Raw genomic sequence first — 15,678 nt, 5'->3', positions numbered from 1 at the left:
ATTTCAACCGGATCAACCCGGCTCTCGTTCGAAGGAGAACTAGGAGTACATGTCCGCAAACAGGCTTGCAGTCTCGGTTCGCAACAGACTACGGTCATCCGCGGTGCGCCAGATGTACTGGGCCATCGCGAACAGGGAGGCTCTTGTCGCCAGCAGAGACGAGGAGAGGTTCTACAAGGAGCTGCTCGCCGGTTTCTCGCGCAACGACCTCATTTTCGACATTGGCGCCAACGGCGGCGCCAAGACAGATATCTTCCTGAGGCTCGGCGGGCGGGTGATTGCCGTAGAGCCGGACGACACCAACCTAGCCACGTTGAAAGAGCGCTTCCTCCAATATCGACTGAAGAAGTGCCCGGTCACCCTCGTCGGGAAAGCGGTCAGCGACCAGGTCGCGGTAGAAAAGATGTGGATCGATGGGCCGGGATCCGCGGTGAACACGCTGAATCGGGCGTGGGCCGATCACCTCACTACTCACAGCGGGGACTTCAAGCATCAGCACTACGGCTTGAGCTTCAGCACGAGCAAATCGGTGGAGACAACGACTGTCGACGACCTGATGAAGATGTATGGTCGTCCTTTCTTCATCAAGATCGATGTTGAAGGCTACGAGCTGAAAGTTCTGCACGGTATGAGCAGTCCTGTTCCGTTCCTGTCATATGAAGTCAATCTGCGCGTGCTGAGGAACGAGGGGATATCGTGCGTGCAGCAACTCAATAACCTAGTACCTCACGGTGAATTCAACTACACACCAGATACCTGCGCAGGTCTTTCTCTGAACGCATGGCTCGGGTGCGACCAATTTTGTTCAGTGCTCGAGACGTGCAAGGACGAGACCGTCGAGGTGTTTTGGAAAAGCAACTGCGATCGGGACATGAATACGAAGCGGACGAGGGAAGACATGGTTTCAGCAAAGGAGGGGGCATGAGTCGGCTGCGGATTCTGCTTTTAGCACCGGATGTCAATCCCGATACGATCAGCATGCCGTACGTCACGTACTCTCATGCCGCAGCGCTGGCGCATCTCCACGACGTCTCGCTGGTAACGGGAACTCCGAGCGAAGGACCGGTGCGCCGCGCGAACGCGCCATTTCGGTCGATCGAGGTCGTGAAGATGCCGACGCTGGAGCGGATACACGCGTGGGCCATCAGGAGAATTTTCAAGCACAACTATGACACGCAGGTGCTGACGGCCTTTGGGTATCCATTCTCTGTAGCGTTCGAGCAGCGTGCGTGGAGCCAATTGAAGTCGCGGATCTACGGAGGTGAATTCGACATCGTTCTGAGAGTGATGCCGATGACTCCGTCATTACCGAGTCCTTTCGCATACTTCCTGCGGAAGGGGCCAATCCCATTTGTCATCGGCCCGTTGAACGGGGGCCTTCCGTGGCCTCGTGGATTTAGCCAGCTTGAGAATCAGAAAGAGTGGATTTCCGGCCTGCGGGGTGTCTATCGTATGCTGCCGTTTGCCCGATCTACCTATCGTCATGCGGCTGCCATTATCGCGGCATCTTCACAGACATACTCTGAATTTGCAGAGTATGCCGACAAGCTGTTTTTTGTCCCAGAGCCAGGCATTGCCGACTCGCTGTGCGAGCCGGACAGGCGCGATCCGAGTGCGAATGGAAAGCTGCAGATCATTTTTGTCGGAGGCCTGTATCCGCGGAAGGCTTGCGATCTGGCGCTGAAAGCTGCAGCGGAGGTTCTGCGGGCCGACGTAGCACGATTCACAGTCATTGGCGATGGTCCCGAGCGAGCGAAGATCGAGGGGCTTGTTCGCAGCCTTGGGGTGGAAGATAAGGTGGATCTCTGCGGGTGGCTCGATCACTCAAAGGTATTGGCGGGTCTGAGATCTGCCGACATCTTCTTGTTCCCTTCTGTGCGCGATAACGGTGCTGGAGTGGTTTTTGAGGCTCTGGCTAGCGGCGCGGTGCCGGTGGTGGCTGACTTCGGCGGCCCAGGGGACATCGTAATTCCGGAAGTTGGTTATAAGGTTGCGCTGACCAATGAGGCCGAGATGGTGACGAAGATGTCGGCGATCCTTGGGGATCTCGTTGGCAATCGCGCCCATTTGCGGAAGCTACGAAGCCAGGGAATGGCCTACGCACGAGAGCGCCTCACCTGGGAAGCAAAGGCGGTGGCAACCACGCAGGTTCTGCATTGGGTTTTGAGGAAGGCGCCGAAGCCTATGTTCCTTCCGCCCAAGATGCTTCATCTCGAATACCTGAGCTGAATCCGTCTTTGAATCGAGCGATCTAGAGCACCCGGGCACACAACACTCCTCAAACGCCTCACTCAGAAGTTCAAACTGATTGCGCCAAGTCTCACGGTTAGTCGTTAGGAGATCGCGTGGACTGTTCCAAGGGATAGGCGAACACAAGGTACGACGTCGACTGGATTTTGAAGGGATCAGATGGCACGACGACCCTTAGTATCAATTCTCATACCCGCTTACAACGCAAAGCTCTGGCTGCGGGACGCTCTGCGTTCAGCGATGGCCCAGACATGGGAGCCGAAGGAGATCATCGTGGTTGACGATGGCTCGAGCGACGGTACCCTTGAGATCGCGCGCGAATTCGAGTCAGCGCAAGTGCGCGTGATCGCGAATGAGCACCTGGGTGCTGCTGCGAGCCGCAACAAGGCATTACAGATGAGCCGGGGTGACTATATCCAGTATCTCGATGCGGATGATGTTTTGGCTCCAGACAAGATCGAGATGCAAATGAGGGCGTTGGGTAGCTCGCCCGACAAGCGGATTCTAGTTTCGGGCAGCTTCGGGAAGTTTCTTTATCGCTATTACAGAACAACATTCACTCCGACTGCTCTATGGTGCGATCTAAGCCCGCTGGAGTGGTTGGTGCGGAAGATGCAGTTCAATTTGTTTATGCAGACGGGGACGTGGCTTGTGAGCCGCGAACTGGCAGAAGCGGCCGGACCATGGGATACGAGGCTGCTTGGGGATGATGATGGCGAGTACTTCTGCCGCGTGTTGCTAGCCAGCCAAGAGGTGCGATTCGTGCCTGAGGCGAGAGTCTACTACCGAGAAGCGGGCCCAGGAAGGCTCAGCTACATTGGTCAATCGGATGAAAAGATGGTGGCCCAGTGGCTATCGATGGAGCTTCACATTCGCTACATTCGGTCGTTGGAGGATAGCGATCGAGTCCGGGCAGCGTGCGTGAACTACCTGCAGAACTGGGTGCACTTCTTCCATCCCGACCGACCCGACCTCGTGAACAAGGCAGCTGATATGGCCCATAGTCTGGGAGGGGGACTCAAAATTAATCCCTCCTGGAAGCACTCGATCTTCGCTTCGGTGTTTGGAGAGAAGCGGGCGAAGGGTGCGCAAGTATTCCTTACGAAAGTCAAATACAACTGCCGGCAGAGCCTAGACAAGGCGCTCTACCAAGTCGAGAATTTCAGAGCGGAGGAAAAGTCGGAGAATCCGGCTAAATTGAAAGGGGTGCCAGAAAATATCCTGGCACCCCGGAAGTGAAGCTGGCGGAAGTCAGAGGACAGATCCGACAAGTCCGGTTGGGGCGGGAGGCGCGCTGGGGGTCTGGGCGACCGTCCCACTCACGAGAGGGTGAGGGAAGGTGTAGGGCTGGTAGATCCCCGTCCAGGTATTCGTGGAAGAGCAGACGTACAGTTCGCCGTTGCCGCCGTTTGCGTCGGTAGCAAAGTACGCCACTCCGTAGGATCCAGTAGGACTTTTCTGGTATGTTCCACCGGCACCAGCTTTGCAGGTTGCGGGCCTTGCAGATAGGGGTCCAAAACCCGTGCCTGCGGAACCGGTGAAACCACCAGTGCACGTCGAGTTCAACGCACCGCAATCGAAGTAGTAGTCACGATTGTTCTGCGAAGACGTATCGCTGATGAGCATCTCCTGCCCGTACTGCGGTCCGCTCAGGTTGTTCATGAACAGGTAAATGGGTTCGAGATATTGCTGTGGCCACGAGATCGTGCCTGTTGCCGCGTTGAGTCGTCCAGGAAAATCACTGCCGTTCAGAGACTGCGTAGTCTGTCCTCTTCCCAGACCGTCGAGGCATGGATACCCACTAGCAAGGTCGGTGTTGCCGTCCCAGGGAGAACCGATACCGTTTGAAAATGGGGTTGTTCCGCAATAACCCCAACCTGACGGTGTGGCGACCTCGTTGTTTGTCTCACAGTTTCTGTCGGTGCATCCGTGGAAGAAGCGATAGTATCCGGATGCCATTGTGTTGCCCCAGATAAGAGCGGAGCCGTTCTTGGAACCCACCGCTGCATCGAGGGCACCTGCGCCGGTGGGACCGACGATGTAGTTGTGGTAAGCCTCGTACATACGGCAGCCACGTGCGGGACCAGCAGTCGATTTAGTGGCGTGAGTCTGGATAGCCACGGTGGCGTTGACGAAGGTGTTGTAACGGGCGACGAACGCGCCTCCTTCACCGCAGTCGTTTATGACTCCGCCGGTCATGTAGTTGCTCTCGATGTAGAAGGAAGTGGGAGAACCCCAGGCGGTTGGTTTGGCCCAGGTTCCGTCAGCGTTGCCGATGTTGTCGCCGATGGCTCCGTCGATCGCGAAGGTGAACGGATAGGCAGTGGACGTCTGATCGATCCGGTTATGGTCCGCGACGCCTGCGATTGGAGCAAAGGTTCTGAACCAGACGGGCTGGTTCGCAGGGGAGTATGTCGCATCGTTGAAGTGGTTGTGGTCGATCCGGAAGTTCTGCGTTGTTCCGCTCAGGATCTGCACAATGCCGTTGTATTTCGGGTAGGAGCCACCGATGCTGCCGCCAGCGAGAGTGAGCCCGGTGATTCGAAAGTAGGAGCTGGAGCCTCCCGTCACGAACGTCATGAGAGACGTATTGGATTGGTAAGAATCCTGAATGACGGTGGCATCGCTTGCAGAGCAACTGTAGCTTGAGGTGCCGGCTGTTCCAGAGCAGTTCACATTGGTAGCGCCCTGGATTGTCAGGTTAGTGACCGCTGCCGGAATCGAGTATTTGAAGCCGGTGTTCCAGGCGGCGGTACCCGAAGGGATGTTGACCACGACGGTGCTGTTGCTGTTGTTGCTGGAAGGGAGTGCGGCGAGGACGTCGGACTCACCGGGGCTTGCTGCATTGCAGACAGCGCTGGTGCAGGACTGCGATGTAGCTGTAAGAGAAAAGATCAGTGGGCTTGCGAAGAGAAGAAAAATGGCAAAGCGCTTCTTCACGATCGAGCAACTCCTTTATTGGCACCGAGGTGCCTATACGACGCCACCTTTGGGGGATTGCCAATCCGCCTTGGATTGCGTTTAAAACCGGCATTGACGGTTGTTTCGAGGATAGTACGCAAGTGATGAAACTGCTGCACCCACGAACCGCCCGGAGGTTACTTGAGTTACGAGCAGGGAGTCAGGTTTAAGATCCGCAAGGCGGAAACGGATCTGGATAAATGCAGCGGAATCAAACAATTGCTCCGGATTCAGCGGCCAAGGCTTGCTCTAGGTGTTTCAAAACGGGAATTCGGGTTTCCCAGTAGGCCAGGTCTGAAATCAGGTGCACGGCCGAAGTTCCCAGACTTCTTTAGGGTTAAGTATTCAATTTGTTGACCCGGGAACTGACCTGAGGATAGCACGCCCATACTGGGCAAACAAACCAACAAGCGTGAATGCCAGCTTATTTTGCGGCCCAGCCATAACTGAGGAAAAATCGTGCAGGAAGAGGTTCCACTGAAGAAAGTAGCGCTGTTCACCGGTGGAATCGATCGGCATTATGCGAGCGGTCTCTGGGGAAGTCTGGCCGGCATGGGCGTTCAGGTGGACGTCATCTGCAACGCCGAGATGAAGGACAATGGAGCGAGTGTTCAATCTAATCTCGATTTTCTGACGCTCTATGCAAGCCCGAAGGCAGGGCGGGGCAAGATTGCCAAGCTACTGACGTTCCTGCAGGTCTACTGGCGGTTGATGATGTATGCGGCGACGACGCCGGCAAAGGTGTTTCATATCCTATGGAATTACCGTATTCCGCTTTTCGACAGGACGATTCTGTTGCTGTACTACAAACTGCTCGGCAAGCGGGTGGTGTTCACCGCACACAACATCAATGCGGCTGAAAGAGATGGGTCCGACTCGTTTCTGAATCGGCTCTCGCTTAGATTTCAGTACCGGAATGTCGATCAGATCTTTGTTCACACGGAACTGATGAAGCGGCAACTGATCGAGAGTTTTGGAGTGCGGGAGCGGAACGTCTGCGTTATCCCTTTCGGCACCTATGACGTTGTTCCTGCAACGGCGCTGAGTTCCAGGGAAGCCAAGCGAAGTCTCGGACTCAAACCTGAAGAGAAGGCGATTCTATTTTTTGGGAGAATCGCGCCCTACAAGGGAGTCGATCTGCTTGTGGATGCCTTTCAACGGGTCAGCCGCAATGATGCGAGGTATCGGCTTATTATCGCTGGCGAGCCGATGAAGGACGCGGAGACGCAGTGGCGCGCGATCCAGTCGGTGATCGAAAGCAGCGACGTCAAAGACCGCGTTGTTCAACATGCAAAATTCATCGAGGACAATGAGATCGAAGTCTATCTCAAAGCTGCGGACGTGCTGGTGCTCCCGTATACCCAGATTTTCCAAAGCGGCGTTCTGTTCATGTCCTACAGCTTTGGATTGCCGGTGATTGCTACGAACGTTGGATCTTTCTCCGATGACATTGTGGAGGGAGAGACGGGTTTTATCTGCAGGCCGGCAGACGCGGAAGACCTTGCGCGTTCGATCGAGCTGTATTTCTCCAGCGAGTTGTACAGGAACCTCGACGAACGACGAGGCAAGATCAGGAGCTTTGTCCAGGCGAGCCATTCGTGGGACAAGGCAGCCCTTCTGACAGTCCAGGTGTATGAACGGCTGACGCGGTCGAAGGAACTGGAATACAGCACGTAGCACAATTCAGGATGAACCAAGCACTCGCATCGCGTTCACGTAACGAACGAAATCTACATTTCAAGGAAAGCTCTTTCAATGCCAGGACTAGTCGGGATCATCACTAAACGGCCGAAGATGTGGGCCGAGGAGACGGTCTGCAACATGATGAAAACCATGTTGCACGAGCCGTTTTACACATCGGGAGTGTGGAGCGATGATTCGGTCGGGGTCTATGCGGCCTGGGTAGCGCGACGCGGCTCTTTCGCGGAAGAGATGCCTATCCGGAATGAGAGCGGCGATACGACGCTGCTGTTTTCCGGGGAAGAGTTTCCGGATCCGGGAGTCTACAAGACACTGCAGGATCGTGGACACAAAGTGTCGAGCGATGGACCTTCGTACCTTGTGCATCGGTACGAGGAAGAGAAGGATTTTCCGAAGCAGCTGAACGGGCGCTTTCACGGCCTGGTTGCAGATCGATCGCAGGGTCAGGCACTGCTGTTCAATGATCGGTATGGCTTGCATCGGCTGTACTGCTACGAGGGCGAAGACGCGTTCTACTTCGCTGCCGAAGCCAAGGCCATCCTGAAGGTTTGTCCGAAACTGCGGAGGATAGACCAGCAGGGGCTTGGCGAGTTCATCGTATGCGGATGCGTGTTGGACAACCGCACCCTCTTCCCCGGTATCAGTGTGCTGCCGCCGGGCTCAGCGTACTCGTTCCGGAACGGAGCGCTTGAAAGGAAGGAGCCCTACTTCGAGCCTTCAGAGTGGGAAAACCAGGAACCCCTGCCCGCAGGCGAATATTTCGATGCTCTGCGGGGCGCTTTCACCACGAACCTATCCCGGTATTTCGGAGGCTCAGAGCGCATCGGCGTTTCGCTGACCGGCGGCCTGGATACCCGGATTATTATGGCGTGGCACGACGCTGAGCCCGGCTCGCTGCCTTGCTACACGTTCGGAAGCATGTACCGGGATAACGAAGACGTGAAACTGGCACGCAAGGTGGCACAGATCTGTCACCAGCGGCACGAGGTGATCACGACAGGAGAAGAGTTCCTCAAGAATTTTCCCCGGTATGCCGAACGCACTGTATATATGACGGATGCATGCGTAGACATGGGCCGGTCGCCGGATCTGTACGTGAATGAGAAGGCGCGGGAGATCGCGCCCGTTCGCATGGTGGGCACATACGGCAGTGAGATTCTGCTCCAGGATGTCATGTTCAAGGCCGTGCAGCCGCGGCCGGGACTCTACCACAGCGATTTGTCGACCTGGCTGGTGAAGGCTGGTCAGAGCTACCAGCGCTGTCTTGAAGGCAACCAATCAACCTTCGTAGCGTTCCGGCAGTCGCCTTGGCACCACTTCGGAGTTCTATCGCTGGAACAGACGCAGGTGGCGGTGCGCACCCCGTATCTGGATAACGACCTTGTCAGGACGGTTTACCGGGCGCCGAAGGTGGAAAACATCAACCAGGACAGCCGGCTACGACTGCTGCTGGCAGGGAATCCGGCTCTGGCAGCGCTTCGGACAGATCGAGGCACCCAGGGGCTGAACTGGTACATCACCCGGGCAGCGCTGGAGTTCTCGTTCAAGGCCGAGTATGCGTATGACTACGGAATGCCGCAATGGCTGGCGAAGCTGGACCATGCCTTCCGGTTTGTACATTTCGAGCGGATTTGGGTCGGCCGTCACAAGATCTTCCATTTCCGGCCCTGGTACCGGGATTACCTGGGTGCTTATGTGCGGGAGATGCTGCTGGATTCGCGTTCCCTGGCGCGTCCATACCTCGATCCGGGGATGGTGAAACGCATTGTAGACGCGCACCTTAAAGGGAACGGGAACTATACGATCGAATTGAACCGGCTGCTCACTCTGGAGCTGACGCACCGGCTATTTGTGGACTGAAGGAGGGAGGCACAGAATGCAGGTAACTCGGTCCTCCATGCCGTACGTCCTGATTACGCCGGCGCGTAATGAAGGCAAATTCATCCGGGGCACTATCGAGTCAGTGGCGGCGCAGACTCTGCGGCCGGAGAAGTGGGTCATCGTGAACGATGGCTCAACGGACGATACCGGCGAAGCGGCGTTGGAGGCGGCCAAGGGAATTGACTGGATCGAGGTTGTCAATCTTCCAGTGCGGCAGGAAAGGAATTTTGCTGCGAAGGTATATGCGTTCAAGGCGGGTCAGGAACGGCTCGCGGGTATCGATTACAAAGTGATCGGAAATCTGGATGCGGACGTGACGCTCGAGAAGGACCACTTTGAATACCTGATGAGCAAGTTCCAGGAGGATCCCGATCTGGGCGTAGCCGGAACGATTTTCCGCGAGCCCGGGTATTGCTCTGAGACGGACAGCTTCGAGGGGCAAAACTATGTCTCGGGCCAGTGCCAGATTTTCAGGCGTGAATGCTTCGAGATGATCGGCGGCTACACGCCAAGCAAGCCCGGCGGCATTGACTGGATCGCAGTAACGACGGCGCGCATGATGGGATGGAAGACCAGATCGTTTCGGGAGCGCTGCTTCTATCATCACCGGGTGTTAGGCACGGCCAATCACAACAAGATCGGGAAGAGCTTCACGTACGGCAAGAAAGACTACTACATGGGCGGGCATCCCCTGTGGGAAATCTTCCGCTGCACCTATCAGCTTCGCAAGCGGCCATTCGTGATCGGGGGAGTGATGCTGTTCGCGGGATACTTCACTGCGCTCCTCACGGGCGAGAAGCGGGTGGTACCGGAGAACTTGATGCGCTTCCACCGACGCGAGCAGATGATGAAGCTCAAGGCGATTTTGTCGTCTCTAGTGCGGTTCAAGAAAATCGACAGCTTCGGGCTGCTTCCGGTTTCACAGCCTCAGCGGGCGCAGCAGGGGACGGCTGATCACGTCCAGTCTTAAGCCTTCATGGGAAGAAAGAATTCTAGCGGGATTTTGCATGAGCATCAGTACTGAAGCCGAGGTTGTTCCTTCATCCGCGAAAGCTGTCTCGCAGCTGCCTGTGAGCAGGATTCAGGATGCGGTGCTTCGTTTTGTCGGGTGGCTGGACCATTATGGCGAGGAGTCGTATGACTTCCAGACCTACTACTCCGGTCCCCTAGGCAGGCGGGCAAAGCAGCTCTATTACACAAACAAGAAGCTGGGAACGCTCGCTGTGTTGCCGATTGTGTTTTCAGAGGCATTTGTACCGTCAGCGAGGAAGCTCTTCTGGAAGCCGCAGAGAGTCCCGATCGGCGACGCGCATTATGCGATGGGTTTCGCCTACCTGGCGGAGGCGCTTGGGAGCGAGCCTTTTTACAGCCGAGCAGTCCATTTTCTGGAAGTGCTGAAGCAGACGCGCTGTGAAGGATATGACGAGTATTGCTGGGGGTACCCATTCCATTGGGAGACGATCAACGGGACGATACCGTCCGGGACTCCACTGATCACGACGGTCCCTTACGTTTTCGAAGCCTTCCAGCAGGTTTACCGGATGGATGGGAACCCGGAATGGTACCGGATTCTTCAATCGATCGCTCGTCATGCGGTTTCGGACTACAAAGATGTGCCGTTCTCGAATACCGCTTCGACATGCTCATACACGCCGTTTCCGGAGCATTCGTTGCTGGTGGTCAATGCCAATGCGTACCGCGCGTGGCTTCTGACGAGCGCGGCGCACGAGTTCTCAGACCAGAGCTACGAGCCCATTGCGGAAAGAAATCTGAACTTTGTACTAGAAGCGCAGAATGCGGATGGCTCCTGGTTCTATGCGCGGGATGGGAAGCGGTCGTTTGTGGATCATTTCCACACCTGCTTTGTGATGAAGGCCCTCGCAAAGATCGAGGCGTTGACGGGAAACCGAGACTGCACCAGCGCCATTGAGAGAGGCGTCGCCTACTACACGCAGAATCTGTTCGATGAGCAGGGGATTCCGAAGCCATTCTCAAAGGCGCCCCGGCTCACGGTGTACAAGCGGGAGCTGTATGACTATGCAGAGTGCATCAATTTGGCCATGCTGCTTCGCGGGCGGTTCCCGGCATTGGACAGGAATCTGGAAGCGACGGTCAATGACATTCTGAACAGATGGCAGACCAGAGAAGGGTCTTTCCGGAGCCGGCAGTTGTATCTCGGCTGGGATAACACGCCTATGCATCGCTGGGCATCAGCGCAACTGTTTCGCAGCCTTTGCCTGGTGCTCTCGCGAGAGGCACAGGGGCAAGCTTCAAGAGCTTAAGGAGCACAGACGGGCATGTGCGGAATTTGCGGAAGATTCAATTTCGGCCGGCAGGAGCCGGTGAACCGTCGAGAGATTGAGGCGATGGCAGGAACGATTCGTCATCGCGGTCCGGATGATGAGGGCTACCATCTGGACGGTCCGGTCGGTCTGGGGTTCCGCCGGCTGTCAATCATCGACCTCTCCGGCGGACATCAGCCGATGTCTGATCAGGACGAGACCGTCTGGGTTGTGTTCAACGGCGAGATCTATAACTTCCTTGAACTGCGCAAAGAGCTTGAAGGTCACGGGCATGTGTTCCGGACTCGCTCTGATACCGAGGTGATTGTTCACGGATATAAGCAGTGGGGGGATGAGGTACTGAACCGCCTGAACGGAATGTTTGGGCTGGCGGTGTGGGACGCGCGCCGCCGCAGGCTGCTGGTTGCTCGCGACGCCTTCGGGATCAAGCTGGTGTACTACCGGGCGAACGAAGGATCGTTGTGGTTCGGATCTGAGATACGCCCGGTGATTGCGACGATGGCTGAAAAGCCGGAGCCCGATCCGGACGCGATCAGCTTGTTTCTGCAGTATCGTTTTACGCCGTCGCCGTATACGGCTTTGAAAGGTGTGCACAAGCTGGCACCGGGCACCAAGCTTGTAGCAGAGAATGGCAAGGTTGAGACTAGCCGGTGGTATAGCTTCTCGCCGAAGCCCTTTACGCCGGCGAAGAGGGCGAGCGAAGCAGGCGAGGAACTGCTGGAACTGTACCGGCAGGCAGTGCGAAGGCAGCTGATGAGTGATGTGCCGCTGGGGCTGCTGTTGAGTGGGGGAATCGATTCGGCGCTGCTGCTTGCGCTGATGAACGAGAACGGCAACGACTGGCACAGCTACACCGTTGGGTATGGCGAGAGCTTCGCGGATGATGAGTTGGAGGACGCGGCCGATACGGCGCGCATCCTGAAGTCGAAACACACCGGCGTGCGCATCAGCCGTGAGGACTTCGAAAGGGAACTGAACAATATCGTGAGTTCGCTCGAGGAGCCGATTGCGACCTCATCGGTAGTTCCGATGTACTTTGTGTGCAAGCGGGCGCGCAAGGATGTGAAGGTCGGGCTCGTGGGGCAGGGACCTGATGAGTTGTTCGGGGGCTACAAGCGTCACCTGGGTGCTCGTTATGGGACGACCTATGCTGCATTGCCGGGATGGGCGCGTGGCTCGTTAGAGCACGCGTTGGGAGCGCTTCCGCGAAACGAGACGCTCAAGCGGGGACTGTATGCGCTGTCGAGCGGCAGGAATGGAAACCGCATCGAGCGAATTCTGTCGCTCTTGCCCGCGGATCAAATCGGATCGCTGTTCCGGGACGGAGCGCTGAGGAACTCGTCAGAGGATCAATTGCAAACGTGCTGGGCAGATCTGGAGAGGCTGGCTCCTCAAGACGATCTGGGCAGGCTGCAATTTCTGGAAGTCCGGTCTACCCTGCCCGATGAGCTGTTGATGTACGCGGACAAGCTTTCGATGGCGCATAGCCTGGAACTCCGGGTGCCGTACCTGGATAAGGATGTCGTTGAGTTCGCTGAGAGGCTGAATGCGAATCTGAAAGTACGGAACGGGGTGGGCAAGTGGATGCATAAGCAAGTCTCGCGCAAGTTCCTGCCTGAAGCGATTGTCAGGCGCAAGAAGCGCGGGTTTGCGATGAACGTGGTGGATGACTGGTTCAGGGGTTCGATGGCAGGTGGAATGGCGGGAACGTTTGAGGATTCGGGTTCTGCCATTTTCGACATGTTAGACCCTTCTCCGGTGAAGCGTTTGTATAGCGATCATCTGGCAGGGCGCCATGATCACCACAAGATTCTGTTCAGCCTGGTGGTTCTGGAAGAGTGGCTGCGGGGAATGCGCGTGAATGCGCCTGCCGTGGCGTAGACGTGAGCAGAGTGCCGAAATCGAGTAGAGGGAGCACATTTTGAAGATCAGTATCTTCGGTTTGGGTTATGTCGGAACTGTTTCAGCGGCATGCCTTGCCGCGGAAGGGCACGAGGTCCTTGGAGTCGATCCGGTCAGGGACAAGGTCGAGCTCATCAACCAGGGCATGTCTCCGATCGTCGAGGCCGAGATCGGCGAGATTATCAGCAGCACGGTTGATGGCGGACTACTGCGGGCGACGCTGGATCCGGAGGAGGCGGTGCGCGAGACAGACCTGTCGATCGTCTGCGTGGGTACCCCCAGCCAGACCAACGGCAACCTTGACCTGCGGTATATCCGCAGGATCTGCGAGCAGATTGGCGAAGCGCTGCGTTCGAAGGCCGGTCGACACACGATCGTCATTCGGAGCACGATTCTGCCGGGGACCATGCGGAAGGTTGCCATTCCAACTCTCGAGGAGAGTTCGGGGAAGCGCGCGGGGAGCGATTTCGGGATTTGCTACAACCCTGAATTTCTGCGCGAAGGGACGGCCGTGAAGGATTTCCGCTTCCCGCCGAAGACGGTGATCGGAGAACTCGATGAGGCGAGCGGCGACATGCTGGCGTCGATCTATGAAAAGCTCGATGCGCCTCTGGTACGAACGGACCTGAGTAACGCGGAGATGATCAAGTATGTCGATAACAGTTGGCATGCTCTGAAGATCGGATTCGCGAACGAGATTGGGACGCTGTGCGATGCGTTCGGGACGAATGCAGAAGAGGTGATGGGCATCTTCTGCAGAGACACTAAGCTGAACATTTCGCCGGCATACCTGAAGCCGGGGTTTGCGTTCGGCGGATCATGCTTGCCGAAGGATCTTAGAGCGTTGACCTATCAAGCAAAGGCGCACGATCTGCAGCTCCCGATTTTGACCTCGATTCTGCCAAGCAACGAAATTCAGATTGCGCGCGGACTTCAGGCGATTATCGAGAAGGGAAACACGAAGGTGGGCATCCTGGGCTTCAGCTTCAAGGCGGGCACAGATGACCTTCGGGAGAGCCCGGTGATCGAAGTGATCGAGCGGCTGATTGGCAAGGGATACGATCTGCGTATCTATGACAAGAACGTGAACATCGCGCGGCTTGTCGGGGCGAATCGCGATTTCATCTTGAATCGCATTCCGCATATCTCGAAGCTCATGGTTGCGAGCCAGCAGGCAGTGCTCGAGCATGCGGGTACAGTCGTGATCGGCACCAACGATCCGGAGTTTCGTAAAGCTACAGAACTGATGAAAGGCGATCAGCAGCTTGTAGATTTTGTGAGGATCATGAAAAGGAAAGAGCAGGTTTCGATTCAAAATGAAATTGTGACTGCGAGATGATCAGGTCTGCCAGTAATGTGGGTAAGCCCGTTGTCCTTGTTCGCACATGATTCAGTGTCTCAAGAGAAAGTTCCGTGAAAAAGAAAATACTCATCATTGTTGAAAATCTACCGGTGCCGTTTGACACGCGGGTCTGGAAAGAAGCCTGTACGCTGCAGCAGGCGGGATACCAGGTATCGGTGATCTGTCCGCGAAGCAAGAAATATCCGCGTACCCATGAAGTGCTGGAAGGCGTGCACATTTATCGGCATCCAGTTCCGCAGGAAGGGAACTCGGCTTTTGGCTACATCTGGGAGTACGGCTGGGCGCTCGTGTGGGAGTTCATCTTCGCGGTTTGGGTGTTCCTGGCCCGCGGTTTCCACGTGATTCAAGGGTGCAATCCGCCGGACAACATCTTTCTGGTTGCGCTTCCGTTCAAGCTGTTTGGTGTGCGGTACATCTTCGATCATCACGACGCAAGTCCGGAACTTTACATATCGAAATACGAGCGAGAGGATGTGCTCTACAAAATTCAGGTCTGGCTGGAGAAGAGGACGTTTCTCAACAGTGACGTTGTGATGTCGACGAACGAGAGCTACCGAGCGCTTGCAGTGAGCAGGGGCGAGCGCAGAGCCGAGGATGTTTTTGTTGTAAGAAATGGCCCTGATCTCGAAAAGTTCAGGCCTGTCCCAGCACGCGAAGAGAGGAAGCAAGGCAAGAAGTGGATGGTGGGATATGTGGGCACTATCAGCGCGCAGGAGGGGCTGGAGATCCTGGTAGATGTTGCGGAATATATCCATAAGAACGGCAGGACTGATATTCAGTTCACTTGCGTTGGCGGGGGACCTGGCCTGGCGTCTCTGCGTGAGTTGATCGCTACGAAAAAGATGGAAGCCTACTTCACCTTCACCGGACGCGTGTCAGATGAAGAGCTGCTCGAGATTCTCTCCTCGGCCGACGTTTGCGTGAATCCTGACAAGCCATGCGAAATGAATGATATTTCGACCATGATCAAGATCGCTGAGTATATGGCGCTTGGCAAGCCGATCGTGCAGTTCGACCTGAAAGAGGGGCGGTATACGGCGGGTGAAGCGTCGCTCTATGCGGATAGCCAGAATCAGGTGCCGGACTTTGCTGCGAAGCTGCTTTGGCTGCTGGATCATCCGGAGGAGCGGGCGCGCATGGGTGAGATCGGTCAGGCGCGGGTGCAGGAGAAACTGGCGTGGAAGTACTCTGAGGCAGGATTACTGGCAGCTTATGATCGGGCATTTGAGAAGAGGGCAGGCGGAAAGCCGAATGCCTCAGCAACTGCGCAGAATGCGGCCTAGGAGGTGCTGGACTCAAACTGACATCGGAGCGGTG

11 protein-coding genes are annotated in these 15,678 nt (G+C 56.2%); 10 read left to right on the top strand and 1 reads right to left on the bottom strand.

Annotated elements, in window-relative coordinates; all coding sequences use genetic code 11:
* The first annotated feature begins 49 nt into the window (after positions 1-49).
* The 3 genes from DHV10_RS02870 (at position 50) to DHV10_RS02860 (ending at position 3,489) form a co-directional block, all read left to right on the top strand.
* Entirely contained in the window at positions 50-925 is an 876-nt protein-coding gene (locus DHV10_RS02870) for an FkbM family methyltransferase (RefSeq protein ID WP_109484794.1), read from the top strand.
* Positions 922-2,229 (top strand): glycosyltransferase family 4 protein, encoded by a 1,308-nt coding sequence (locus DHV10_RS02865; RefSeq protein ID WP_162601139.1) that lies wholly within the window; start codon positions 922-924, stop codon positions 2,227-2,229. Before DHV10_RS02870 ends, DHV10_RS02865 begins: the two co-directional genes overlap by 4 nt.
* A 180-nt stretch (positions 2,230-2,409) precedes the next feature.
* Complete coding sequence (locus DHV10_RS02860) at positions 2,410-3,489, top strand: glycosyltransferase family 2 protein (protein WP_109484792.1); 1,080 nt, start codon at positions 2,410-2,412, stop codon at positions 3,487-3,489.
* 12 nt (positions 3,490-3,501) lie between these two features.
* Here the strand turns inward: DHV10_RS02860 and DHV10_RS02855 are convergent, their stop codons facing one another.
* The gene (locus tag DHV10_RS02855; protein ID WP_109484791.1) at positions 3,502-5,190 is read right to left on the bottom strand and encodes a hypothetical protein; all 1,689 of its coding nucleotides are present in this window, start codon (positions 5,188-5,190) and stop codon (positions 3,502-3,504) included.
* A 480-nt stretch (positions 5,191-5,670) separates the two neighbouring features.
* Between DHV10_RS02855 and DHV10_RS02850 the strand changes: the two genes are divergently transcribed.
* The 7 genes from DHV10_RS02850 to DHV10_RS02820 all read left to right on the top strand — a co-directional run bounded on the left by DHV10_RS02850 (position 5,671) and on the right by DHV10_RS02820 (position 15,644).
* On the top strand, positions 5,671-6,888 hold the full coding sequence (locus tag DHV10_RS02850; protein ID WP_109484790.1) for a glycosyltransferase family 4 protein: 1,218 nt from the start codon (positions 5,671-5,673) through the stop codon (positions 6,886-6,888).
* 78 nt (positions 6,889-6,966) lie between these two features.
* Positions 6,967-8,772, top strand: coding sequence for an asparagine synthase-related protein (locus DHV10_RS02845; protein ID WP_109484789.1), 1,806 nt, complete (start codon positions 6,967-6,969; stop codon positions 8,770-8,772).
* Between the two features lie 16 nt (positions 8,773-8,788).
* The gene (locus DHV10_RS02840; RefSeq protein ID WP_109484788.1) at positions 8,789-9,763 is read left to right on the top strand and encodes a glycosyltransferase family 2 protein; all 975 of its coding nucleotides are present in this window, start codon (positions 8,789-8,791) and stop codon (positions 9,761-9,763) included.
* A gap of 37 nt (positions 9,764-9,800) precedes the next feature.
* Positions 9,801-11,075, top strand: a complete 1,275-nt coding sequence (locus DHV10_RS02835) for an AGE family epimerase/isomerase (protein ID WP_109484787.1) — start codon at positions 9,801-9,803, stop codon at positions 11,073-11,075.
* A 15-nt stretch (positions 11,076-11,090) separates the two neighbouring features.
* Positions 11,091-12,977 (top strand): asparagine synthase (glutamine-hydrolyzing), encoded by a 1,887-nt coding sequence (gene asnB, locus DHV10_RS02830; protein WP_109484786.1) that lies wholly within the window; start codon positions 11,091-11,093, stop codon positions 12,975-12,977.
* Between the two features lie 40 nt (positions 12,978-13,017).
* Positions 13,018-14,337, top strand: coding sequence for a nucleotide sugar dehydrogenase (locus DHV10_RS02825; RefSeq protein ID WP_109484785.1), 1,320 nt, complete (start codon positions 13,018-13,020; stop codon positions 14,335-14,337).
* Between the two features lie 74 nt (positions 14,338-14,411).
* Positions 14,412-15,644, top strand: a complete 1,233-nt coding sequence (locus DHV10_RS02820; protein WP_109484784.1) for a glycosyltransferase family 4 protein — start codon at positions 14,412-14,414, stop codon at positions 15,642-15,644.
* Positions 15,645-15,678: the final 34 nt, after the last annotated feature.

Source organism: Occallatibacter savannae, from assembly GCF_003131205.1.
GTDB classification, from domain to species: Bacteria; Acidobacteriota; Terriglobia; order Terriglobales; family Acidobacteriaceae; genus Telmatobacter; species Telmatobacter savannae.
Note: the sequence above shows the minus strand (reverse complement) of the source record. Positions and strands in the feature narration are given on the sequence as shown.

What these genes read in the sequence shown, in the direction of transcription:
- DHV10_RS02845 (WP_109484789.1), top strand. Translation starts at nt 6,967, where the DNA reads ATGCCAGGACTAGTCGGGATCATCACTAAACGGCCGAAGATGTGGGCC.
- DHV10_RS02840 (WP_109484788.1), top strand. Translation starts at nt 8,789, where the DNA reads ATGCAGGTAACTCGGTCCTCCATGCCGTACGTCCTGATTACGCCGGCG.
- DHV10_RS02835 (WP_109484787.1), top strand. Translation starts at nt 9,801, where the DNA reads ATGAGCATCAGTACTGAAGCCGAGGTTGTTCCTTCATCCGCGAAAGCT.
- asnB (WP_109484786.1), top strand. Translation starts at nt 11,091, where the DNA reads ATGTGCGGAATTTGCGGAAGATTCAATTTCGGCCGGCAGGAGCCGGTG.
- DHV10_RS02865 (WP_162601139.1), top strand. Translation starts at nt 922, where the DNA reads ATGAGTCGGCTGCGGATTCTGCTTTTAGCACCGGATGTCAATCCCGAT.
- DHV10_RS02870 (WP_109484794.1), top strand. Translation starts at nt 50, where the DNA reads ATGTCCGCAAACAGGCTTGCAGTCTCGGTTCGCAACAGACTACGGTCA.
- DHV10_RS02860 (WP_109484792.1), top strand. Translation starts at nt 2,410, where the DNA reads ATGGCACGACGACCCTTAGTATCAATTCTCATACCCGCTTACAACGCA.